The 22681-nt window shown below is 69.6% G+C and carries 27 protein-coding genes; 21 read left to right on the plus strand and 6 right to left on the minus strand.

The genetic code is table 11. The features are described from left to right. Positions 1-2: 2 nt before the first annotated feature. From ND450_RS33830 to ND450_RS33855, 7 genes are all read left to right on the plus strand, one after another. Entirely contained in the window at positions 3-1283 is a 1281-nt protein-coding gene (locus ND450_RS33830) for a hypothetical protein (RefSeq protein ID WP_253322376.1), read from the plus strand. Between the two features lie 38 nt (positions 1284-1321). Then, positions 1322-2044 carry an ESX secretion-associated protein EspG gene (locus ND450_RS33835; RefSeq protein WP_371927475.1) on the plus strand — a complete coding sequence of 241 codons (723 nt, stop codon included), beginning with the start codon at positions 1322-1324 and terminating at the stop codon, positions 2042-2044. Between the two features lie 305 nt (positions 2045-2349). Then, complete coding sequence (locus ND450_RS45780; protein WP_256557334.1) at positions 2350-2484, plus strand: hypothetical protein; 135 nt, start codon at positions 2350-2352, stop codon at positions 2482-2484. Position 2485: 1 nt separating this feature from the next. Further along, positions 2486-3655: a transglycosylase SLT domain-containing protein gene (locus ND450_RS33840; RefSeq protein WP_371927476.1), complete on the plus strand. Its 1170-nt coding sequence runs from the start codon at positions 2486-2488 to the stop codon at positions 3653-3655. A 54-nt stretch (positions 3656-3709) separates the two neighbouring features. Further along, positions 3710-4840, plus strand: coding sequence for a pyridoxal phosphate-dependent aminotransferase (locus ND450_RS33845; RefSeq protein WP_253322378.1), 1131 nt, complete (start codon positions 3710-3712; stop codon positions 4838-4840). 56 nt (positions 4841-4896) lie between these two features. Continuing rightward, on the plus strand, positions 4897-5046 hold the full coding sequence (locus ND450_RS33850) for a hypothetical protein (RefSeq protein ID WP_177229852.1): 150 nt from the start codon (positions 4897-4899) through the stop codon (positions 5044-5046). A 39-nt stretch (positions 5047-5085) separates the two neighbouring features. After that, positions 5086-5811 (plus strand): potassium channel family protein, encoded by a 726-nt coding sequence (locus ND450_RS33855; RefSeq protein ID WP_253322379.1) that lies wholly within the window; start codon positions 5086-5088, stop codon positions 5809-5811. Here the strand turns inward: ND450_RS33855 and ND450_RS33860 are convergent. Beyond that, entirely contained in the window at positions 5755-6351 is a 597-nt protein-coding gene (locus ND450_RS33860) for an HAD-IA family hydrolase (RefSeq protein WP_089918689.1), read from the minus strand. The genes ND450_RS33855 and ND450_RS33860 overlap by 57 nt on opposite strands. Before the next feature lies 1 nt (position 6352). Further along, on the minus strand, positions 6353-7294 hold the full coding sequence (locus tag ND450_RS33865) for a low specificity L-threonine aldolase (RefSeq protein ID WP_371927797.1): 942 nt from the start codon (positions 7292-7294) through the stop codon (positions 6353-6355). 183 nt (positions 7295-7477) lie between these two features. Here ND450_RS33865 and ND450_RS33870 point away from each other — a divergent pair, with 183 nt between their 5' ends. The 7 genes from ND450_RS33870 to ND450_RS33900 are packed head-to-tail and all read left to right on the plus strand — an operon-like array spanning position 7478 to position 12905. Then, entirely contained in the window at positions 7478-7996 is a 519-nt protein-coding gene (locus ND450_RS33870) for a SigE family RNA polymerase sigma factor (RefSeq protein WP_089918690.1), read from the plus strand. Between the two features lie 20 nt (positions 7997-8016). After that, positions 8017-8706: a hypothetical protein gene (locus ND450_RS33875; RefSeq protein ID WP_253322380.1), complete on the plus strand. Its 690-nt coding sequence runs from the start codon at positions 8017-8019 to the stop codon at positions 8704-8706. A 27-nt stretch (positions 8707-8733) separates the two neighbouring features. Further along, positions 8734-9315, plus strand: a complete 582-nt coding sequence (locus ND450_RS33880) for a TetR/AcrR family transcriptional regulator (RefSeq protein ID WP_253322381.1) — start codon at positions 8734-8736, stop codon at positions 9313-9315. A 57-nt stretch (positions 9316-9372) separates the two neighbouring features. After that, positions 9373-9906 (plus strand): SigE family RNA polymerase sigma factor, encoded by a 534-nt coding sequence (locus ND450_RS33885; RefSeq protein WP_089918696.1) that lies wholly within the window; start codon positions 9373-9375, stop codon positions 9904-9906. Continuing rightward, positions 9903-10670 carry a hypothetical protein gene (locus ND450_RS33890; RefSeq protein WP_253322382.1) on the plus strand — a complete coding sequence of 256 codons (768 nt, stop codon included), beginning with the start codon at positions 9903-9905 and terminating at the stop codon, positions 10668-10670. The genes ND450_RS33885 and ND450_RS33890 overlap by 4 nt, the downstream gene beginning before the upstream one ends. A 25-nt stretch (positions 10671-10695) precedes the next feature. Then, positions 10696-12114 (plus strand): adenylosuccinate lyase, encoded by a 1419-nt coding sequence (purB, locus tag ND450_RS33895; protein WP_253322383.1) that lies wholly within the window; start codon positions 10696-10698, stop codon positions 12112-12114. A 2-nt stretch (positions 12115-12116) separates the two neighbouring features. Then, the gene (locus tag ND450_RS33900; protein ID WP_253322384.1) at positions 12117-12905 is read left to right on the plus strand and encodes an MOSC domain-containing protein; all 789 of its coding nucleotides are present in this window, start codon (positions 12117-12119) and stop codon (positions 12903-12905) included. On the opposite strand, the gene ND450_RS33905 is transcribed toward ND450_RS33900, so the two are convergent. Next, positions 12902-13348, minus strand: a complete 447-nt coding sequence (locus ND450_RS33905) for a hypothetical protein (RefSeq protein ID WP_253322385.1) — start codon at positions 13346-13348, stop codon at positions 12902-12904. The two genes, ND450_RS33900 and ND450_RS33905, sit on opposite strands and share 4 nt — an antisense overlap. 88 nt (positions 13349-13436) lie before the next feature. Between ND450_RS33905 and ND450_RS33910 the strand changes: the two genes are divergently transcribed. Both ND450_RS33910 and ND450_RS33915 read left to right on the plus strand, forming a co-directional pair. After that, positions 13437-14312: a phosphoribosylaminoimidazolesuccinocarboxamide synthase gene (locus tag ND450_RS33910; protein WP_253322386.1), complete on the plus strand. Its 876-nt coding sequence runs from the start codon at positions 13437-13439 to the stop codon at positions 14310-14312. A 50-nt stretch (positions 14313-14362) separates the two neighbouring features. Further along, on the plus strand, positions 14363-15013 hold the full coding sequence (locus tag ND450_RS33915) for a DUF2334 domain-containing protein (protein ID WP_253322387.1): 651 nt from the start codon (positions 14363-14365) through the stop codon (positions 15011-15013). On the opposite strand, the gene ND450_RS33920 is transcribed toward ND450_RS33915, so the two are convergent. Further along, complete coding sequence (locus ND450_RS33920; protein WP_253322388.1) at positions 14976-15599, minus strand: MBL fold metallo-hydrolase; 624 nt, start codon at positions 15597-15599, stop codon at positions 14976-14978. The two genes, ND450_RS33915 and ND450_RS33920, sit on opposite strands and share 38 nt — an antisense overlap. Before the next feature lie 264 nt (positions 15600-15863). Between ND450_RS33920 and ND450_RS33925 the strand changes: the two genes are divergently transcribed. Next, positions 15864-16790, plus strand: coding sequence for a serine protease (locus tag ND450_RS33925; protein WP_177229853.1), 927 nt, complete (start codon positions 15864-15866; stop codon positions 16788-16790). Here the strand turns inward: ND450_RS33925 and ND450_RS33930 are convergent. Next, entirely contained in the window at positions 16774-17754 is a 981-nt protein-coding gene (locus tag ND450_RS33930) for an NAD-dependent epimerase/dehydratase family protein (RefSeq protein ID WP_253322389.1), read from the minus strand. The genes ND450_RS33925 and ND450_RS33930 overlap by 17 nt on opposite strands. 149 nt (positions 17755-17903) lie before the next feature. Here ND450_RS33930 and ND450_RS33935 point away from each other — a divergent pair, with 149 nt between their 5' ends. The 4 genes from ND450_RS33935 to purL all read left to right on the plus strand — a co-directional run bounded on the left by ND450_RS33935 (position 17904) and on the right by purL (position 21838). Next, positions 17904-18443, plus strand: a complete 540-nt coding sequence (locus ND450_RS33935) for a hypothetical protein (protein ID WP_253322390.1) — start codon at positions 17904-17906, stop codon at positions 18441-18443. A 232-nt stretch (positions 18444-18675) separates the two neighbouring features. After that, on the plus strand, positions 18676-18915 hold the full coding sequence (purS, locus tag ND450_RS33940) for a phosphoribosylformylglycinamidine synthase subunit PurS (protein ID WP_030477798.1): 240 nt from the start codon (positions 18676-18678) through the stop codon (positions 18913-18915). After that, entirely contained in the window at positions 18912-19583 is a 672-nt protein-coding gene (gene purQ / locus ND450_RS33945; RefSeq protein WP_253322391.1) for a phosphoribosylformylglycinamidine synthase subunit PurQ, read from the plus strand. Before purS ends, purQ begins: the two co-directional genes overlap by 4 nt. Then, positions 19580-21838, plus strand: coding sequence for a phosphoribosylformylglycinamidine synthase subunit PurL (purL, locus tag ND450_RS33950; RefSeq protein WP_253322392.1), 2259 nt, complete (start codon positions 19580-19582; stop codon positions 21836-21838). The genes purQ and purL overlap by 4 nt, the downstream gene beginning before the upstream one ends. Before the next feature lie 38 nt (positions 21839-21876). On the opposite strand, the gene ND450_RS33955 is transcribed toward purL, so the two are convergent. Further along, entirely contained in the window at positions 21877-22665 is a 789-nt protein-coding gene (locus ND450_RS33955; protein ID WP_253322393.1) for a lysozyme, read from the minus strand. Positions 22666-22681 lie beyond the last annotated feature (16 nt).

Consider the following 22681-nt stretch of genomic DNA (forward strand, 5'->3'; position numbering starts at 1 on the left):
TGATGTCGGGTTATCGACAGCTCACTGACTGGAACTTCGACGGTTGGTCGAACGGGGAGCTCGCGAGCGAAGTGCAGAAGCTCTCGAGCAGTGCGGTTGCAGCCGAGTTCGGTGAAGCGTCTGCGGCGTTGCGCGACTTGGCCGGGAAGCTGGAATCGGTCGACCGGACGGTTCGGGACCAGCTCAAAGCACTCAAGATCGACTGGGGCGGCGCGGCAGGCGAGAAGAGCCACCAGAAGACCGACGTGGTCGCGGCTGGCCTCGACGACAGCAGCCAGGCGTCCAACGAGAGCTCCAAAGCAATCACGCAGCAGGGTGAGAGCACAAGCCAGGCCCGCTACAGCACCCCGCCGTCCCAGGACCTCCGTGGCGACACCGAGCAGAACTTCGGGGACAAGGTCGGCGGCTTCTTCGGCATCGAGACCGACCACGCCAAGGAGGTCGCCGCGACCAACGCGGCCCGCCAGCAGGCTATCGACAGCCTGAACGGGTACGTCTCCGGCAGCCAGAACTCCCTCGACGGCTTCCGTGCCCCCAACCCGCCCCCGGACATCGTGGTCACCAGTGGCGCCGTCGCCACCCCTGTCGGGACCCAGGTCGGCACCCCGACCGCCGGCACGCCCGGCATCCCGGGCGGCCCCGGCTTCACCGGCTCGCCCGGCAGCCCTGGAACCCCGGGCTTCACGGGCACCCCAGGCGCCCCCACCCCGAGCATCCCCGGCAACTCCACCGGCGTGATCCCCGGCACGGGCACCGGAACCCCGATCGCCACCGGCCCAGGCCTCCCCAAGCCCTTCGGCGCCCCGTCCATCGGCGTGGCCGCCGCAGCGGCAGCGGCCGCGGGTCTGGCAGGCGGCACGGCCGGCGCGCGCGGCGCCCAGGTCGTCGGCGGTGGACGCGGACCGAGCCAGGCCCCGAAGACCGCCATCGCGCCGTCGGGACCGAAGGGCGCACCGAGCACGATCGGTGGAGGCAAAACGGGCGCAGGTGGCGCCGGAGCAGGCGGTACCGGCGTTGCCGGCAAGGGACCCGGTGCGATGACGCCCGGCGGCGCCAGCGGTGTCGGGCCCGAAGGCAGCCGTGGTGCGGCCGCGGCCGGCAAGGGTGGGGTGGCCGGCAAGGGTGCCGGGTCGCTCATGTCGCCCGCCGCCAGTGCTGCCAGGGGCGAGGGCGAGGAGGACGGCGAGCACGTGCGCAAGTACGGCGTCGACTCCGACGAGATGTTCGGTGACGACCGCATGGTGGTGCAGTCCGTCATCGGCGAAGACCCGAAGGACAAGTAGATCCGTTGAGCGCGCCTGGTTCTGTGGTTCTGTCCACAGTGGAGTTCGCCGTGGTCTGGGAGGCTCAGCGCCTCCCGGCCGCGCACGTTGCGCTCGACACGCGCATCCCGTCCGTCACGCACACCGAGAAGGCCGAGGTGGTGAAGCGGGCCTGGGAGTCGCTGGAGGCTCGTGGGCTCGCCCGCAACGGGCGGGTCGTGCCCGAGTTGGCGGACGGGTTCGCGTTGCTGGCGAACCACCAGGTGGCGATCGACCTGTGGATCTGGGCCGACCGGCAGATCAGCGGGCTGGCGGCGGCGATCGGGGACGAGGCGATCCTCGCCGTGCAGGACCGCGACGAGATGTGGTTGATCGAGGCTCGTGGCACGGCGCTGGCCGAGGCCGCCGTGTCGGTCGCCGGGGAGATGCCGGCCGGGTTCGGGCGGTCGATCAGCGCGCCCTACGACGAGTTGGTGGCTGCTGCCAAGGACGTCGGGCTCGACGCCCAGCGGATGATCACCACGCTGGAGCGGCGGGGCATGCGGCTCGGTGACGCGCAGGAGCTCGCCGGGATGCTCGACGGCATGTCCACGCGCGGGCAGTTCGGGGTGCAGCGGGGCGGGCGGCGGGCGAACCGCGTCGTCTCCTTCCACGACACGCACAACGGGCGGTACCTGCGTCAGCTCAAGCCGAGCAGTGACGGGCGCAACTGGTGCACGATCACGCCCGTCGACAACCAGCGGCTCGCCGGCTCGATCTGGGAGCTGCTCCAAGAAGTCTGATCACGGAACCTCCACGCGTGCCCGTCCGTCGAACATTCGACGGGCGGGCATCGTCGTTCGAACGAGCGAATTCGCGCACCAGCCGGTGCAATTCGTTCTAGGGTCGGCGAGTAGACGTTGAGGGGGTAAGGCGCGTGGCTCCTACGAGGTTCAACGCCGAAGCCATGGAACAGTGCCGAACTACTGTGAGCAGTCAGGCCGGGCAATTCGGGGCGATCGGCGACGGCTTTTCCGGTCAGTACGGCAATTCGGACATCTTCGGAAAACTCGGGTCTTCCGGTGCGATCTCCGGTGCCGTGTCCGGAATGGACGAGGCCGGCGCGCGGGAGTTCGACGCGGCCGAGAAGGTGCTGCGCAAGGTCGAAGGCGCGCTCGACGCGATCCAGACCAACGTCGCGGACGTCGAAGAGGTCAACAAGAACTCCATGAGGGCGGTCTGACGTGAGCGCGATGGACGAGGTCGCGGCGTTGCCCGGCGGCGGTGAGCTGGCCGCGCTCGCGGACAAGGTGGAGACCGCGCAACCGCAGGCCGTGCGCGACATCGCGAACCGCTGGAAGCAGGCCGCCGGCAAGTGCGGTGACCAGACGAACGTCCTGCAGCGCTCGGTCGCGCAGCTCGACGGTGCCTGGGAGGGCGCGTCCGCCGACGGGTTCGTCGCCTACATGGCGAACGTGGCGAAGTGCGGCACCTCGATGGCGGAAGCGCTCAACGGTGCCGCGGCCGACCTGGAGGCGGCCGCGACCGCGTTGGAGACCGCGAAGTCCTCGATGAGCCGCATCTGCGAGACCGTGCTGAGCCGCGCCCGGCAGGCCCGTCAGCAGCTGCACGGCCAGCCCCAGGAGGACGTCGACAGCGTCATTCGCGGCTACTGCGCCGAGGGGGTCAGCGACGCGCAACCCGTTGTCACGCAAGCGGAAAGCGCCGTCAACGCCGCCGCCGGCACGCTGAAGGGCCGCCCCGGCGCGCTGTCCCCGAAGTTCTCGTCGCTCGAGGACCCGAACAGCCAGTCGTTCACGCCCGCGCCCGGCAAGCCCGTCGAGTGGGCACCGGCCGCACCACCCGACGAGTCCACCAAGGCTTCGTCCACAGCGGACTCGCAGCCCGCACCCGCTCCCGCACCGGCGGCCGCCAACCACGGCGGCGGTGGCGGTGGCGGCGCGTCCGGAGGCGGTGGCGGTGGCGGCGGAGGTGAGGGCGGCGGCATGGGCGGCCTCGGCTCCAGCGGCGGCCCGCCCTCGGGCAGCCCACCTCCCGGCAACGTGCAGGAGTGGATCCGCGAGGCCATCAAGATCCTGCAGGCCAACGGGATCCCCGTCACGGAGGAGAACATCGACGAGATCTGGAAGATCATCGAGAAGGAGTCGAGCGGCAACCCGCACGCCATCAACCTCTGGGACTCGAACGCCCAGGCCGGCACGCCCTCCAAGGGCCTGATGCAGTGCATCGACTCGACGTTCAACGCCCACAAGCTGCCCGGCCACGACGACATCTGGAACCCGGTCGACAACATCATCGCCGGCGTCCGCTACACGTTCTCGCGCTACGGCGGCTTCGAGGGCCACCCCGGCCTGAAGGCGATGGCGCAGGGCGGCGGTTACCAGGGCTACTAGGGGTGTGATGGAAACCCGCCGGGCACTCCGCCGCGGGCGAGTTAGCCTGGCGGCATGCTGACCGTGGCCGCCCGCGCAGACGTCCCGCCCTTCCACGTCATGGACGTGCTGTCCGCCGCCGCGAAGAGGCAGCGGACGCACGGCGACGTGATCTCCCTGGCCGCCGGGCAGCCGTCGAGCCCCGCGCCCCGCCCGGTGCGCGAGGCCGCGGCGAAGGCCCTCGACGCGCACTCCCTGGGCTACACCGAGCAGCTCGGCATCCCCGAGTTGCGCAGCGCCATCGCGGGCCACTACCGGCGCCAGTACGACCTCGACGTGTCGGCGGACGACGTGGTGGTGACGACGGGGTCGTCCGGCGCGTTCACGCTGGCGTTCCTGGCGGCGTTCGACGCGGGCGACAGGGTCGCGCTGGCCCGGCCCGGGTATCCGGCCTACCGCAACATCCTCAAGGCGCTGGGCTGCGAGGTCGTCGAACTGCCGTGCGGGCCGGAGACGCGCTTCCAGCCCACGGTGGAGATGCTCGACCTGGGCCTCAAGGGTGTGATCGTGGCCAGCCCCGCCAACCCGACCGGCACGACGGCCGACGTCGAGCCGATCGCGCTGTGGTGCGAGCGCAACGGCGTCCAGCTGGTCAGCGACGAGATCTACCACGGCATCAGCTACGGCGAACCCCTCCACTGCGCCTGGGAGACCAGCCGGGACGCGATCGTCGTGAACTCCTTCTCCAAGGCGTTCGCGATGACCGGCTGGCGGCTCGGCTGGATGCTGCTGCCGCAGCGGCTGCGCAGGGCCGTGGACTGCCTGACCGGCAACTTCACGCTGTGCCCGCCCGCGCTCGCCCAGTACGCGGCGGTCGAGGCCTTCCACGAGGACTCCTACGCCGAGACGGCCGGGCACCTCGAGCGCTACCGGACCAACCGCGACCTGCTGCTCGAAGGCCTGACGGACCTCGGCATCGACAAGCTCGCGCCCGCGGACGGGGCGTTCTACGTCTACGCGGACGTGCGGCACCTCACGGACGACTCGATGGCGTTCTGCCAGAAGCTCCTGGACGACACCGGTGTCGCGATCGTGCCCGGCATCGACTTCGACCCCGTCGACGGGCACCACTTCGTGCGCATGTCGTTCGCGGGCTCCACCCAGGACGTCGAGGAGGCCCTGCGCCGTCTCAAGGCCTGGCTCTGAGACGAGCAACAAAACAGGGCACCGGGACGTTCACAGAGCGGAGGAAGGGGGATCCCATGTGGGCGATCATCGGGTGGCTGGTGGCGATCTGGATCGTGCTGACCGTCGTCGGAGCCGTCGTGAAAGGCCTTTTCTGGCTCGCTGTGATTGGAGGACTACTCCTCGCAGGCACCGCGGCTTACGGTGCGATCAAATCCAAGCGCTGACCCCTGGATAAATGAGATCGCACCGCTCACCATGAGGCGGTGTTGCTAGCCAACGAGGCCCGCCTCGAGCGGTGGGAACGAAAGGTCGAGTGGCCGTTGACGGCACTCGCCGTGGTGTTCCTCGCCGCCTACGCGTGGCAGGTCTTCGACGATCACGGGCCGATGCACGTGCCGTTGGAGATCGCGTTGTGGCTGGTCTGGGCGTTGTTCGCGGCCGAGTTCGCCACGCGGCTGACGCTCGCGCAGAACAAGCTGAAATTCCTCAGAACGCATCTTTTCGATCTTGCCGCGGTCGTTCTGCCGATGGTGCGCCAGCTCAGGGTGCTCCGGTTGATCACGGTCATGACGTTGCTGAACAAGAAGTTCCAGCACAAGATCAGGCAACGGGTCAGCATTTACGTGGCGGGCGTGACGGCCATCGTCGCGTTTTGTGCGAGCCTCGCCGTGCTGGACGCGGAAAGGCACGCGGAAAACGCCAGCATCACCACGTTCGGCGACGCGCTGTGGTGGACGCTGACCACCATGTCGACCGTCGGCTACGGCGACCGCTACCCCGTCACGGGCGAGGGCAGGCTGGTCGCCGGGTTGCTGATGGTCGGCGGCATCGCGCTGCTCGGTGTCATCACCGGCACGATCGCCAGCTGGCTCGTGGAGAAGTTGCGCGGCGTCGAGAACGCCGAACTCGAGGCCGCGCAGGAACTCCGGAACCTACGCGCGGAGATCGCCGAACTCCGCGCGGAGCTCGGCACGCGCAGCCAGGGCTGACGTCCACAGCCGCGCGTCCCAGCCGGCGGCCAGCGCGCCGTCCACGTTGGACTGCCGGTCGTCGAAGAAGAGCACGTCCGAAGATCCGATCACGGACTCCACGTGCCGCCAGATCGCCGCGTCGGGCTTCGCCGAGCCCAGGTCGCCGGAGAACACCAGGTGCTGGAAGTGCTCGGCCCACGGCATCTTCTCCGCGAGCCGCGCGAACGTCGCGGGCGCGTTCGACAGCAACGCGAGCGGCACGCCGAGCGCCGCCAGGTCCTCGATCAGCGCCACCGTCTCCACCACCGGGTCGTCGAGCCACCCGGCGTTGTCGAGCGCGGTCAGCTCCCGCACCTCGTCGTCGTCGAACGTCCGCCCCAGCGACGACCCGATCAACGCCCAGTACGCGGCGTCCGAGCCGCCCCGGTCGTACGCGTCACGATCCCAGTAGGCGGCCTCGAAGGCCTCCAGCGAGACGCCGAGCCGCGTGGCGATCGCGGGCAGCGCGGGGTTGCGGGGGCTGATGACCTCGCCGAAGTCGAACACGATCCAGCGCACCTCAGACACCCTCCCGCACCCGGCGCAGCACCTCGGCGACATCGGACGAGTCCACGTCGCCGTGCGTCACGAACCGGACCTTGCCCGCCATCGGGCTCGCGAGCACCCCGGCCTCGCCCAGCGCGAGCAGCGTCTTGTCGAGGTCCGGCACCGACGCCAGCACGATGTTCGTCGCCGGCTCGGCCACGTCCCACCCGAGCTCGCGCAACCCGGCGGCCAGCGAGGACGCGTGGGCGTGGTCGTCGGCCAGCCGCGGGATCCGGTCCAGCGCGACCAGACCGGCGGCCGCCAGCACCCCGCCCTGGCGCACCCCGCCGCCCAGCATCTTGCGCACCCGCCGCGCTTCGGCGACGAACGACGCGGACCCGGCCACCACCGACCCGACCGGCGCCCCGAGCGCCTTCGACAGGCACACCTGCACGGTGTCGACCCCGGCGGTCAGCGACGTCAGCGGCACCCCGAGCGCGACGGACGCGTTCCACAGCCGTGCCCCGTCGAGGTGCACCGCCAGCCCGATCGACCGGGCCGCCGCCACCAGCGCCGCGTGGTCGTCCGCGGACGTCACCGTGCCGCCGGACGCGTTGTGCGTGTTCTCCAGGCTGAGCAGCGTGGTCTTCAGCCCGTAGTAGGGCGACTCGCCACCACCGGCCGCGACCACGGCCTCGGGTGTCACCGACGTGAGCGCGTGCGGCATACCGCCGGCCAGCCACGCGGCGGTCCCGAGCTCCGCGTCGAGCACGTGCGCGCCGAGCGGCGCGAGGAACCGGTCACCGCGGGCCAGGTGCAGGAAGAGCGCGATGAGGTTGCCCATGGAACCCGAGGGGACCCACAGGGCGGCCTCGACGCCGAGCAACGCGGCGACGCGTTCCTCCAGGGCGGCCATGGTCGGGTCGTGGTCGAGGACGTCGTCGCCGACCTCGGCCGCCGCCATCGCGCGGCGCATCTCCTCGTCCGGCTTGGTGACGGTGTCCGAGCGCAGGTCAATGGGGGTCACGAGCTCGATCACATCACATCGGGCGAACGACCGAGGGGGTGATGTAGCTCTCCCCGCGGGTTCGTGCAACCGTTGGTGCCGCAGTTTCCGTCCTGTCAGTGCAACTCGAGGAACGAGCGGAGAGCAGTCCGCGTGGATCAGCGCGACGAGCAGGAGTTCGCGGAGTACTTCGTGGCTCGCCGTGAGGCCGTGCGCCGAACGGCATACCTGCTGTGCGGCGACTGGCACCGCGCTGACGACTTCGCGCAGACCGCGTTCGTGGCACTGCACAGGAGGTGGCGCAAGATCCGGGACAAGCAGGCTCTGGACGCCTACGTCCGGCGCAGCGTCGTGCGCGCGGTGATCGACGAGTCGCGCCGTCCGTGGCGTCGCGAGAAGTTCACCGACGAGATGCCCGAGGCTCCGGTCGCGGACACCGAGATCGGGGAGACCGTCGCGACCCGCGAGGCGTTGCTGAAGGGCCTGCGCAGAGTCCCGCCGAGGCAACGGGCCGTGCTCGTGCTCAGGTTCCTCGAGGGCCTGGACGTCACGGCGACGGCAGAGACGCTGAAGTGCTCGGAAGGAACTGTGAAGAGTCAGACCGCCCGCGGGCTGGCGGCGCTCAGGGAAGCCCTGGGTGACGCCATCGACGACCTGCGACCGGCGTCGTGACCGGCGAGAGGAGGACGTAGATGGACGAGCAGAAGCTCGCGGGCCTGTTCCGCGACGCGGCACAGGACGCGCCACCGGCGTCCTTCGACGCGGGCGACGTGCGGACGGCCTCGCGCAAGGCCACGCTGCGCAGGCGCAACTCGATCGCGGCCGGCACCACCCTGGTGGTCGTGCTCGGCTTCGGCGGGATCTTCGCCGCCAACGGCTGGACGGGCGGGGGCGAGAGCACCTCGACCAGTGCCGAGGGTGGGCAGCAGAACGACAACGGTGCACAATCGCCGATGACCGCGCTTCAAGCGCCCCCCACGAACTTCACCGGCAAGGACGACTCCACGCAGGGGGAGAAGTCGGCGCCGGGGAGCACCGGCCCTTCGGCCGGTGAAAGCGCAGTGCAGGGCTGCGCAGGTGTGGACCGAGAGCTCGCCGACGCCCTCGCCGCCGAGCTTTCGGTCTCACCGGGTCCCGCCGTCTCGTCGAACGACGCCATCGCGCCGGCGGTGACCTGCCCGCCCGACGCCCGAGCGGCCGCGTTCACGATCGACGGGCTGACGATCACCGCGATCGTCTCGCCGCAGCCGTTCGAGGCGCCCGCCGCAGCGGCGAGGCTCAGGACCACCGGTGGGCAGGAGCTCTACGTCTTCACGCAGGGCGACGGTGAGCTGAAGGGCCAGGTCCAGCGGTTCGCCGACGCACTGGCGCCGAGGTTCTGATCGTCCGCCGAGTACCCTGGCGCGACTATGACGGCAGCAACTCCCAAGGGTGAGCGCAGGCGGCAGGCGCTCGTGGAGGCCGCGTCCGGCCTGTTCTCCGAGGGCGGCTTCGACGCGGTCAGGCACCGCGCCGTCGCCGAACGCGCCGGTCTGCCGCTCGCGTCGACCACGTACTACTTCGACTCGCTGGACGAGCTGATCACCGCCGCGGTCGAGTTCCACGGCCGCAGCGAGCTCGCGAGCTTCCGGCGGCGGCTCTCGTCGATCCAGGAGCGGATGACCGACGACGCGCTGGTCGAGTTCGTCCTCGACCTGCTCGTCGGGGAGGACGCGACCGACATCGAGGCCGTGCTGCTGCGCTACGAACGCCTCGTCGCGACCGGCCGCCGCCCGTACCTGCGGCCGTTGATGCGCGAGCTGTCGACCGAGCTGCGCGTGCTGGTGACCGACGTCTTCGCGCGCGCCGGCCGTGAGGTCGGCAGCGAGCGGGTCGAGGAGTTGATCGCGCTGGTGGACGGCTCGGTGGTCAACTCGTTCATCGAGCTGAAGTCCGATCCGCGGGGCGTGGCGGGCAGGATGCTCCGTTCGGCCCTTTCGCGTCACGAGTGATGCAACCTCGCGTTCCTCCGACGCGTGTCCCTGGGTGAGGACGCGAGAGGGGATCGCATGCGCAAGGCCGATGAACAGGGCTTTCGTGAATTCGCGGCAGCCAATGCCGCGTCTTTGCGTCGTACTGCGTACCTCTTTTGTGGCGACTGGCACACAGCCGAAGACCTGATGCAGTCGAGCCTCATGAAGATGTACCTGGCGTGGAAGCGCATCAAGGACCTGGACAACCTGATCGCGTACGCCCGCAAGGTGCTGCTGCGCACGTGGCTCGACGAGAAGCGCAGGCCGTGGCGCAGAGCCGAGCAGCGGGACGGGGAACTGCCCGACGCGGCCGACGCCACCGTGGACCCCGACACGACCAGCGCGAAGCTGTGGGCCCGCGAACTGGTCCACACCGCGTTGTTGCAGGTGCCCCCGAGGCAACGGGCGGTGCTCGTGCTGCGTTATTTCGAGGACCTCTCGGTCGCCGAGGTGGCGGTGGCCATGGGGTGCACCGAGGGAACGGTCAAAAGCCAGACGGCGCGCGGTCTCGCGACACTGCGCACCATCGTGGAGAAGCTCGACAACAGTTCGGGGAGGGTCGCGTCGTGAGTGAGCAGGAGATCCGCGAGGGAATGCTGCTGGCCGTCTGGGACGAGCCGCCGCTCGACTTCGACCCCGACACCCTGATCAGGCGGGTCGAGCAGAAAAAAAGTCGTCGCCGAGCGCTGGTCGCTGTGGGAGTGGCTACGGCGGTGATCGCCGTGGCGTCGTTCGCGCTGCCCGGCCTGCTGCCGCGCGACCGGGACAGCCAGCTCGGCGCGGAGACCGAGACGAGCGCCGCACCGTCGGCCACGCCGTCGACGCCGGACAGGAGACGCCACCAGAAGATCGGCGACGCGCTGGCGGACCGGCTGCAGCGGCAGCGGCCGGAGTTCAAGGAGGTCTACGGGAGCTTCAACTGGAGCGGGCCGGGGTTGAAGCCCGAGGTGCCGCTGCAGCCCGTCAGCACGTCCCAGGACTCGAACGACCTCTACGGCTTCGTCTACTTCACCGACGCGATCGGGCCGACGGCACTGCTGGTCACCACGGGCTCGGCGATCTCGCCCGGCCAGCTGTGCAACTCCGGCACGGCGCTCTTCTGCCGGGACGTGCGGCAGAACGACGGCTCGGTCGTCACCGAGGCCGAGTTCCGCGACGGTTCGGAGGTGGTGAAGGCGGTGTCGATGCGCACGTTCGAGGACGGCAGGAGGTCGGTCATCATCTCCAGCTACTCGCGCAATCCGTCGACCGGCAACGGCATCCGCCAGAACATCCCGGTGGGTGTGGACGTGCTCACAGCGCTCACCACGGACTCGGTCATCGCCTGGGAGTGACGGCCGGGTGCACTAACCTGAGGGCGTGACGAAGCCCCGCATCGCCAACGTCCTCGCAGGTCGGTACGCCTCCACGTCGCTCGCGACGCTCTGGTCGGCCGAGCACAAGATCGTGCTGGAGCGCCAGCTGTGGCTCGCCGTGCTCAAGGCCCAGGCGGCCGCGGGCATCGAGGTGCCGGCGACGGCGGTCGCGGACTACGAGCGCGTGCTGGAGCAGGTCGACCTGGAGTCGATCGCCGCGCGCGAGCGGGTCACCCGGCACGACGTGAAGGCGCGCATCGAGGAGTTCAACGCGCTCGCGGGCCACGAGCAGGTCCACAAGGGCATGACCTCGCGCGACCTGACCGAGAACGTCGAGCAGCTGCAGGTGCTGCGCTCGCTCGAGCTGATCCGCTCCAAGGTCGCCGCCGTCCTCGGCCGCCTCGCGCGCCTCGCCGCCGAGCACTCCGACCTGGTGATGGCGGGCCGTTCGCACAACGTGGCCGCGCAGGCCACGACGCTGGGCAAGCGCTTCGCGACGGGCGCCGACGAGCTGCTGGTGGCGTTCTCCCGCCTCGACGAGCTGATCTCGCGCTACCCGTTGCGCGGCATCAAGGGCCCGGTCGGCACCGCCCAGGACATGCTCGACCTGCTCGGCACGCCCGAGAAGCTGCAGGAGCTGGAGCAGACGGTCGCGGGCCACCTCGGCTTCGAGCGCGTGCTCACGTCGGTCGGCCAGGTCTACCCGCGCTCGCTCGACTTCGACGTCGTCTCGACGCTCGTGCAGCTCGCCGCCGCGCCGTCGTCGGTCGCGAAGACGATCCGGCTGATGGCGGGCCACGAGCTCGTCACCGAGGGCTTCAAGCCCGGCCAGGTCGGCTCCAGCGCGATGCCGCACAAGATGAACACCCGCTCGTGCGAGCGCGTGAACGGCTTCGCGGTGATCCTGCGCGGCTACCTGTCGATGGTCGGCGAGCTCGCGGGCGACCAGTGGAACGAGGGCGACGTGTCGTGCTCGGTGGTCCGCCGGGTCGCCCTGCCCGACGCGTTCTTCGCGTTCGACGGCCTGCTGGAGACGTTCCTGACGGTGCTGGACGAGTTCGGCGCCTACCCGGCCGTCGTCGCCCGCGAACTGGACCGCTACCTGCCGTTCCTCGGCACGACGAAGGTGCTGATGGCGGCCGTGCGCGCGGGTGTCGGCCGCGAGACCGCGCACGAGGCCATCAAGGAGAACGCGGTGGCCGTCGCGCTGGCGATGCGCGAGCAGGGTCTCGCGCAGAACGACCTGCTGGACCGCCTCGGCGCCGACGACCGCCTGCCGCTCGACAAGGCCGCCCTGGAGGCGCTGCTGGCCGACCGCCTGTCGTTCACCGGCGTGGCGTCGGCGCAGGTCGCGTCGGTCGTGGAGCAGGTCGCCGCGGTCGTCGACAAGTACCCGGCCTACGAGCCGGAGCCGATCCTGTGATCGTGTCCGACCTGGTGGTGTACCCGGTGAAGGGGTGCGGCGGGTACTCCGTCGCCTCCTCCGCCGTGGACGCGACCGGCCTGCGCGACGACCGGATGATGATGCTGGTCGACGACGAGGGCGTGTTCCTGTCGCAGCGCAAGGTCCCGGCGATGGCCGCGCTGCGGCCGTCCCTCGCGGACTCGGCGCTGTCGATCGGCGGGGAGTCCTTCCCGGTCCTGCTGGACGGGCCGCGGGTGCCGGTCGTCGTGCACACCTGGCACGGGTCCGGAGTGGACCAGGGCGACGCCCCGGCGGCGTACTTCTCCGACGTGCTGGGCAAGTCCGTGCGGCTCGTGCGCACACCACCGGACCTGCGCCGCGAGACGACGGGCGAGACCACCGGGCTCGTCGGGTACGCGGACGGCAACGCGTTGCTGGTGCTCTCGCTGTCCTCCTTGGACGGTGTGAACGAACGCATCCTGGAGCGCGGCGGCGAGCCGGTGCCGATGAACCGGTTCCGCCCCAACGTGGTCGTGTCCGGCTGGCCCGAACCGCACACGGAGGACCGGGTGCGGCGAGCGGTGATCGGTGACGTGGAACTGGCTTACGCCAAGGACTGCGTGCGGTGTGCCGTGCCGATGGTCGACCAGGAGACCGGGCTGAAGGCCGGACCCGAGCCGATCCGGTCGCTCGCGACCTACCGCCGTGATCCCGACGGCGGTGTGACGTTCGGGATGAAGGCCCAGGTCACACGCACCGGAACGATGTCGGTCGGGGACAAGGTCGACGTGCTGGAGTGGCGCACCTAGACCTTCTGCCAGCGCAGCCGGTCGCCGCGCTGGGGGTCCTTGCGGCACACCAGCTTCTCGCCGAGCAGGCCGATGCCGGTGGCGCCCTCCGGATCGCACCGGGCGCCCTCGTTGACCAGGAGCCCCTGCTGCGGCGGCGGTTCGCTGGTGGTCGCGGGTGGCTGTTGGGTGGCCGCCGGCGGCTGGGCGGGCGGCGGTTTCGGCTGCGTGGTCTTCGTGGTGGTCGTCGTCGAGGTCGATGACGACGATGTCTTCACCGAGATGTCGGCGACGTCCGGAGTCGGCACGATGCTGACCGACTGGTTCCCGCTCGTGTTCTGCGAGCCTCCCGACGTGGGAGACGAGATGGGGCTGGAGTCGAAGCTCCACCCTGCGACGCCCAGGACGATCAGCAAGGCCGCACTGGCCAACGCCGGGATCCACAGGGCCTTTCTGGTGAGCACGGGTGCACCTTAAGCTTCTTCGCCCTTGATCTGTAGGGGTGCGGGGTGTACATCGGTCGCCGAAACAGGGGCACGTAGGCTGACCAGCGTGCCTACGCTCGCTGACTACCAGCACGTCGCCCGCGGCAAGGTTCGCGATCTGTACGACGTCGACGACGAGCTGCTGCTCTTCGTCGCGTCCGACCGCATCTCGGCGTACGACCACATCCTGAGCTCGGAGATCCCCGACAAGGGGCGCGTGCTCACCGCGATGAGCGTGTTCTGGTTCGAGCGGCTCTCCCCGAACCACCTGGTCGCGTACGACGACCCGCGCATCCCCGCCGAGGTCCGCGGCCGCGCGTTGCTGGTGCGCAAGCTGCAGATGGTCGACGTGGAGTGCGTGGCACGCGGGTACCTGACGGGCTCGGGCATGGCCGACTACACGGCGACCGGCGCGGTCTGCGGGATCGAGCTGCCGGCCGGGCTGGTCGAGGCGTCCGAGCTGGACCCGCCGATCTTCACGCCCGCGTCGAAGGCCGAGATCGGCGCGCACGACGAGAACGTGTCGTTCGAGGTCATCGCCGAGAAGCACGGTGTCGAGCTGGCGTCGAAGCTGCGCGACCGCACGATCGAGCTGTACAGCGAGGCGCGCGCGTACGCGTTGACGCGCGGCCTGATCCTCGCGGACACGAAGTTCGAGTTCGGGCTGGACGCGTCCGGTGAGCTGATCCTCGCGGACGAGGTGTTCACGCCGGACTCGTCGCGCTACTGGCCGGCCGAGGGCTACGAGCCCGGTCGCGTGCAGCCGTCGTTCGACAAGCAGTTCGTGCGCGACTGGCTGACGTCCGACGCCTCGGGCTGGGACCGCAAGTCGGACGTGCCGCCGCCTCCGCTGCCCGCGGACATCGTCGAGGCCACCCGTGCGCGGTACGTCGAGGCGTACGAGCGGCTCACTGGCCGGTCTTTCGCTGACTGGCTCGCCTGAGTTAGCTCTGCTTTCACGCGGACGTCACCACGGCGTGGCGCACTCATACGGTGCACTCACAGCTCGTGGTCTCCCTGTCCGGCATCGGTCCGCAGACACTCGACCGATGCGCTGAGCTCGCCGCGGCCCTCGACCCGCGGCAGGTGCCGTTGTCGTTGCTCGTAGTACCTCGCGAGCTCGGCACGGCGCAGGAATGGGTGCGGCAGCGCGCCTCACTCGGTGACGCCGTCGTGCTGCACGGTCTCGGTCAACGGCGGCTGCCGGCCTATGAAGCCGGGTTGTTGCTGATGGGCGCCCGTCTGCAGATGGACGCCATCGGCCTCAACTCCGACACGTTCGCCCCACGGCGGTGCGTGGCGTCGCCCGGCACGTTGCTCGCGCTGGCCAAGCACAGGTTCAAGCTCTGCGCCGACGCGCACGCCGTTCGAGAGGTCGGCAGCGGGCTCGCGACGCTGGGCCGGCTGCACGCGCTGACCGAGCGCAACAGCTTCGGTGAGCTGCGGTCGTTGGCGCTGGTCTACGCGACGGCCAGGTCCGCGCGCCGCGGCGGGCTGACCCGGATCACCGTCGACGCCCGCGACCTGCACCGGCCCGGTGCGCGGCAGGCCGTGCTCGACGCCGTGGACATCGCCCTCGCCCACGACGCCGCGCCGACCACCTACGTCAGACTGCCGTCTCCTCGCCAGGCGTCAGCAGCCTGACGTCCGTGCCGTCCGGCTTCAACATGTCGAAGAACCGGACGGCCATCTGCGGGCTGGCCAGCGTCTTCTCGTGGATCGGCACGGCCACGCGAGGCTTCACGGCGCGCAGGAAGTCGACGGCCTCGCCGGTCTTCAGCCACGGCGCGCCCGCGGGCAGCCCGAGCACGTCGACGTCCTCGTCGGGCACGACCAGCGAGTCGCCGGGGTGGTAGAACGCGCCGTCGCCGATCACGTAGGCGGCGTTCGGGATGGTCGGGATGTCCGCGTGGATCACCGCGTGCTGCCCGCCGGCGACCCGGACGGACTGGTCGCCGATCTTGAACGTGTCACCCGGCCGGGCGACGGTCGCGTTCTCGACGGTGGGTGCCGTGCCCTCGTCGACGATGAACTGCGCCTGCGGGTTCGCCGCGAGCAGCGCCGGCAGCCGTTCGACGTCGATGTGGTCGAAGTGCTGGTGCGTGATCAGCACCGCGTCCAGGTCGGTGAGGTCCTCGAACCCCGCGGAGAACGTGCCGGGGTCGATCAGGATGCGGGTCGTCCCCGTGTCGAGCAGCACGCAGGCATGACCGAAATGGACAACTTTCACGGAAACCTCCATTACCGACGTTTGGCGGGCTGACACGATGAGGTGACGTCGGAAGTATCAAAGGGCATGAGGAAAACCCTGCATCTCCTCACGGCACTGGCGCTTGCCCTGCCGATGACGTCCATCATCCCTGCTACCACCACCTCTACACCTGCGCAGGCCTCGTCGCCGCAGTCGCAGGAAATCGGAACTGAGGAAAAGGTCTCAGTACGCGTGGGTGGCGCGAATCGTTCGACGGTGGTCGAACGACCGGGATCCGGTTACGTGAAGCTGCATTTCACGGACCTGCGGATCCAGTCCGGTGACGTGCTCACGGTGTCGAACCCCGACGGCACCGAGAAGTACACGTACACGAGCGACCTGAAGGCCTCCCTGACGGCCACGCCCGACGCCACCGGCTTCTGGGCCATGTCGATCACGGGTGACCGCGCCGTGGTCTCCGTGACGAATCCGGCGTCGCGCGTCCGGGTCGACAAGCTGACGCGGGGCTACACCGAGGCCGAGATGTCCTCGCAGCCGTCCGTGCAGAGCATCTGCGGCACGAACGACTACAAGGACGCGGTCTGTTACCAGTCGAGCAACCCGACCGAGTGGGGCAAGACGCCGGCCGTGGCGAAGCTGCTGCGCAACGGCAGCTCGCTGTGCACGGCGTGGCGCGTCGGCCCGAACAACCGCATGCTGACCAACGAGCACTGCTTCACCAGCACCACCGGCATCGAGGTGTGGTTCAACTACCAGTGCCCGACCTGCGGCGGCACGGCCACGGCCACCGTCACGAAGGTGCTGGCGGCGTCGGTGCTGAAGTACAGCGCTGCCCTCGACTACACCCTCTTCACCGTGAACAACTTCGCGGCCATCAGCTCGTTCGGCTACCTCGAGCTGGACGCGCGCGTTCCGGCCGTGGGTGAGGAGATGTACATCGTCGGCCACCCGGCCGGGAAGCTGAAGAAGCTGTCGTTGCGCGACAACAACAACGGCGGTGGCTACTGCGTCGTGCGTGCCGTACGCGTGAACGGCAGTTCGTCGCAGTCCGACATCAGCTACATGTGCGACACCGAGGGCGGCTCGTCCGGCTCACCCGTGCTGTCGAGGCGCACGCACAAGGTGATCGGGCTCCACCACTTCGGCGGCTGCCCGAACCAGGGCGTGCGCATCGACCTCGTCGCCGCGCAGGTCAACTCACTGCTGTAAGGATCTCCTGCTCCTCCTCCGCCGTGAGCCCGGCCTTGCGGGGCCGGTCCAGTCCGAGGCCGCGCTCGTACTCCAGCGAGTCGAGCGCGGTCTCGGCCAGCGGCCGCACCCGCAACCCGTTCGCCAGCGCGTTGCTCACGTCGCGGCCGACCATCTTGGCCCACTCCTGCGGCAGCCACAGGGGCAACGACCGGGGCCCGGACCACGGGTTGATCTTCAGCTCCTTCAGCACGCTCTCCTTGACGGGAACGAGCTGCGTCCCAGGCGGAGCCGTAGCGCCGGCGATCTCCCCGATGGCCATCTGGAACGGCATGACGGGCCCGGTCGAGTCGTACGTGCCGGTGACCCGCTCCTCGGCCGCGAACACGATCCACTGCGCCAGATCCCGCGCGTCGATGTGCTGAAAACCCAGGTCCGGGCTGTCCGGCACGACCACGCGCCCGCCCCGCGCCATCCGCGACGGCCAGTACCCGAACCGGTCACTGGGGTCGCCGGGCCCGGTGATCAGGCCCGCCCTGACGATGAACTCGCGGCTCGCCACCGCCTCCCGGACCGCGATCTCGCTGGCCACCTTGACGCTGCCGTACCGCTCGGCCGTGAACTCCTGCGAAGGGTCGTCCTCCAGCGGCGGGAGCAGCTCGTCACTGCCGGTCGAGTGGTCCGCGTAGACCGAGATGCTCGACACGAACGTCCAGTGCGGCGTCGTCGCCCCGAACGCCTCCAGCGCGTCCCGCACCCAGTTCACCGAGTACTTCGACACGTCGACCACCGCGTCGAACCGCTCCCCGGCCAGCGCGTCGAACGTGCCGGGCCTGTCCCGGTCGACCTGGACCAGCGTGGCGCCCTCCGGCACGCCGCCCGAGGCGCCCCGAGCAGCGCAGACCACCTCGTGGCCCCGGCGGACCGCCTCCGCCGTGATCGCCTTGCTGAGGAAAACGGTCCCGCCGAGCACGAGGATCTTCATGTCCCCCAGCATCCGTCCGATCGGGCCTGGCTGCCAGTGGTCTCGCTTTCGGCGAAACAGCCGGTTGGAACAAGTCCAAGGCGGAGTCGTTCGGTCCCGATCGGTTGGACTTGCTGAACTGGTGTTCGGAACCGGCCGATGGACGTTCCGTGAGTCTGCACGCGTTCGTCGACGAGTCTCGGCGCAACAACACGTACCTGCTGGCGGTGGCCCTCGTGCCGCCCGGCCGGCTGCACAAGTTCCGCAAAGCTCTGCGCTGCCTGCTGATGCCGGGACAGCGGGAGCTGCATTGCAAGAAGGAGACTCCCAGCCGCCGCAAAGCGATCACTTCACGGCTGGTGGACGCGCAGGTGTCCGTGCGCTTGTACAAGCGAAGCTGTGACCAGGGCGACGAGCAGGCGCGTCAGGCGTGCCTGCGGCAGCTCGTCGTTGACCTGCTGGAAGCCGGTGCTCATCGGCTCGTCCTCGATTCCCGGGCTCAACGGGATCAGCACGACCTCTTGACGATCCGCACCTCACTCGGCCATGCCGCGTTGTCCACGAACCTCGTCTACGAGCACTGCCGCAGCAACAGCGAGGAGTTGCTGTGGATCGCGGACTTCGTCGCCTGGTGCTACGGCTCCGGCGGCGAATGGCGGGAGCGGGTGATGCCGGTCGTCGAGTCGATCGTCGACCTGGACTGCCCCTAGAAAGCGCGATACCCAGCCGTCGACCGTCCGGACGTGGGCTGGGTACACTTCCTCGGCTTACGGGCCTCGGCGAGTTCGATTCTACCAAACCGCCAGAGCGAGGCAAGCTCGTTCACCCGATGGTGGACCGCCGCCCGATGTGCCCCCGAACACGTGAAGCGGGGATGAACGCCCAGCTCAGGTAGGGTCACGAGGTACCGCCAGCCCTCCCCATTCCCAGGAGCAGTCTGTCGTGGCCCGAGTCGTCGTCGACGTCATGCCGAAGCCCGAAATCCTCGACCCCCAAGGCCAGGCGGTGGCGAACGCGCTGCCCCGTCTCGGCTTCGACGGCGTCACCGCCGTCCGCCAGGGCAAGCACTTCGAGCTGGAGGTCGCCGACGACGTCGACGACGCCACGCTCGCCAAGATCGCCGAGACCTTCCTCGCCAACCCCGTGATCGAGGACTGGACCGTGCGCAGGGTCGAGGCATGAGGGTCGGTGTCATCACCTTCCCCGGCACGCTCGACGACGTCGACGCACAGCGTGCCGTCCGCCACGCCGACGGCGAGGCCGTGCCGTTGTGGCACGGCGACCACGACCTCAAGGGTGTCGACGCGGTCATCGTGCCCGGTGGGTTCAGCTACGGCGATTACCTGCGGTGCGGTGCCATCGCGCGGTTCGCGCCCGTCATGCAGGAAGTGGTCGAGGCCGCGAACAAGGGGATGCCCGTTCTCGGCATCTGCAACGGCTTTCAGATCCTCGCCGAGGCGCATCTGCTGCCGGGTGCGTTGACCCGCAACGAGAAGCTGCACTTCGTGTGCCGCGACCAGTGGCTCAGCGTCGAGAACAACACCACGGCGTGGACCGGCCGGTACGACAGGAACGCCGAGATCCTCATCCCGCTGAAGTCCGGCGAGGGCAGCTACCAGGCCGACGAGGACACCCTCAAGGAGTTGGAGGACGAGCACCGGATCGTCTTCCGGTACGTCGGGGACAACCCCAACGGCAGCCGCAACGACATCGCCGGCATCACCAACGCCAGGGGCAACGTCGTCGGGCTGATGCCGCACCCCGAGCACGCCATCGACGCGCTCACCGGCCCCACGGACGACGGACTGGGCATGTTCCTGTCCCTGCTCGACACGGTGGTGAAGGCATGATCGACACCGTCAAGAACGCCGAGGCGACGCCCGACCAGGAGCAGCCCTACAAGGAGCTGGGCCTGAAGGACGACGAGTACGCGCGCATCAAGGAGATCCTCGGCCGCAGGCCGACCGACGCCGAACTGGCGATGTACTCGGTCATGTGGAGCGAGCACTGCTCCTACAAGTCGTCGAAGGTGCACCTCAAGTACTTCGGTGAGACCACGACCGACGAGATGCGCAGCAAGATGCTCGCGGGCATCGGCGAGAACGCCGGCGTCGTCGACATCGGTGACGGGTGGGCCGTCACGTTCAAGGTCGAGAGCCACAACCACCCGTCGTACGTCGAGCCCTACCAGGGCGCCGCGACGGGCGTGGGCGGCATCGTGCGGGACATCCTCGCGATGGGCGCGCGGCCGCTCGCCGTCATGGACCCGCTGCGGTTCGGCAAGCCCGACGCCGAGGACACCAGGCGGGTGCTGCCCGGCATCGTCGCGGGTGTCGGCGGCTACGGGAACTGCCTCGGCCTGCCCAACATCGGCGGCGAGGTCGTGTTCGACGAGTCCTACCAGGGCAACCCGCTGGTCAACGCGCTGTGTGTCGGCGCGATGCGGGTCGAGGACCTGCACCTCGCGCACGCGAGCGGCACCGGCAACAAGGTCATCCTCTACGGCGCGCGCACGGGTCTCGACGGCATCGGTGGCGTCAGCGTGCTCGCCAGCGAGACGTTCGACGACACGGCGGGCAAGCGCAAGAAGCTGCCGAGCGTGCAGGTCGGCGACCCGTTCACCGAGAAGGTGCTGATCGAGTGCTCCCTGGAGCTCTTCGAGAAGGGCCTCGTCGCGGGCATCCAGGACCTCGGGGGCGCGGGCCTGTCCTGCGCGACGTCCGAGCTGGCGTCCGCGGGGGACGGCGGCATGCACGTCTACCTCGACCGGGTGCCGCTGCGGGCGGCGAACATGACCCCGGCCGAGATCCTGTCCAGCGAGTCCCAGGAACGCATGTGCGCCGTCGTGGAGCCCCACGACGTCGACGCGTTCATGGCGGTCTGCGCGAAGTGGGACGTCATCGCCACCGAGATCGGTGAGGTGACGGAGGGCGACCGCCTGGTCATCACCTACCACGACGAGGTCGTCGTCGACGTGCCGCCGCGCACGGTCGCGCACGAGGGCCCGGTCTACGACAGGCCGATCCAGCGCCCGGCCGACCAGGACGAGCTGCAGGCGAAGACGCCGGACGGGCTCGCCAGGCCCGCGAAGGACGAGCTGCTCGCCCTGGTCAAGACCATGGCGGCCAGCCCCAACCTCGCCTCGAAGAAGTGGGTCACGCAGCAGTACGACCGCTACGTGCGAGGTGGAACCGTCCTCGCGCAGCCGAGCGACGGCGGCATGATCCGCATCGACGAGGAGACGGGCCGCGGCGTCGCGCTCTCCACCGACTGCAACGGCCGCTACACCAAGCTCGACCCGTACGAGGGCGCGAAGCTGGCGCTGGCCGAGGCCTACCGCAACGTCGCCGCCACCGGCGCCACCCCGGTCGCCGTCACGAACTGCCTCAACTTCGGCTCGCCGGAGGACCCGGCGGTCATGTGGCAGTTCGAGCAGGCCGTGAAGGGCCTCGCGGACGGCTGCGCGGAGCTCGGCATCCCGGTGACCGGCGGCAACGTCAGCTTCTACAACCAGACCGGCTCCACCCCGATCCTGCCCACGCCGGTCGTCGGTGTCCTAGGTGTGATCGACGACGTGCGCCGCCGCATCCCCACCGGGATCGGTGCCGAGGCGGGCGAGACGTTGCTGCTGCTCGGCGAGACGCGCGACGAGTTCGGCGGGTCGGAGTGGGCGCACCACGTCCACGGCCACCTGGGCGGGCTGCCGCCGAAGGTCGACCTGAAGCGGGAGAAGCTGCTCGGCGAGGTCCTCGTCGCGGGCTCCCGCGACGGCATGATCTCCGCCGCGCACGACCTCTCCGAGGGCGGTCTGGCCCAGGCGCTGGTCGAGACGTGCCTGATCGGCGAGGTGGGCGCACGGGTCTTCCCCGAGGGCGACCTGTTCACCGCGCTGTTCAGCGAGTCGGCCGGCCGCGTCCTGGTCGCCGTCCCGCGCACCGAGGAGCAGCGGTTCGTCGACATGTGCACGGCGCGCAGGCTGCCGTGGCGCAAGGTCGGCGTGGTCGACCCGGAGTCGAAGGCCCTGGAGGTCCAGGGCCTCGGCGAGATCCCGCTGGACGAGCTCCGCGAGGCCTGGGAGGGCACCCTCCCGGCGCTGTTCGACTAGAACGTGGAGGAGGCCCCGTCACCGCGACGGGGCCTCCGTCAGCTCGCGGCGATGCGTTGGAGCTGTTCCATCCTGCCGTTGAACAGGTTCTGGTCACCGGGGAACAGCCCGGCCGCCTGCCACTGCCAGATCGTGTGGAAGTCGAACCCGGCCGGCAGCGCTCCCAGCTTCGCGCTGTAGTGCGCGATCCACAGAGGATTGTCGTCGCCGAACTTGATCGACCCGCCGACGCACTTGTTCCACCAGCTCGTGGACGTGTAGATCATCGGATGGCGCTTCGTGCGCGCGTAGACGGTGTCGCTGAACTCCTTGACCCACGCGGTCATGGCCGTCTGGTTCATGTTGTAGCAGGTGTCGCCGTACGGGTTGTACTCCATGTCGAGCGCGGGCGGCAGGGTCCTGCCGTCGGCCGACCAGCCGCCGCCGTTGTCCACGAAGAAGTTCGCCTGCGCCACGCCGTTCGCGCGGTCGGGCAGCGCGAAGTGGTAGGCGCCGCGGATCATGCCGATGTTGTACGAGCCGTTGTACTGCTGGGTGAACTTCGGGTTCTTGTAGTGGGTGCCCTCGGTCGCCTTCACGTAGGAGAACCGGGCTCCCTTGTCCCACGAGGACTTCCAGTCGACGTCGCCCTGATGGCTGCTGACGTCCATGCCGGGCACCTTGCCCTCGGTGGGCGGTGACTCCGCGCGGAGGTCGCCCGAGCCCTCGTGTTTGAGGATCTGGGAGCCCGCCGTGTGGTCCGCGGAGCCCTCGGGCAAGGGCGCCGCGGACGCGGGTGCCGGCGACATGCCGGCGACGATCGCCACGATGCTGATCAAGGTCCGCATGGAGTAGATCGTGCGA

It is taken from the genome of Lentzea sp. HUAS12, from assembly GCF_024125735.1.
GTDB classification, from domain to species: Bacteria; Actinomycetota; Actinomycetes; order Mycobacteriales; family Pseudonocardiaceae; genus Lentzea; species Lentzea albida.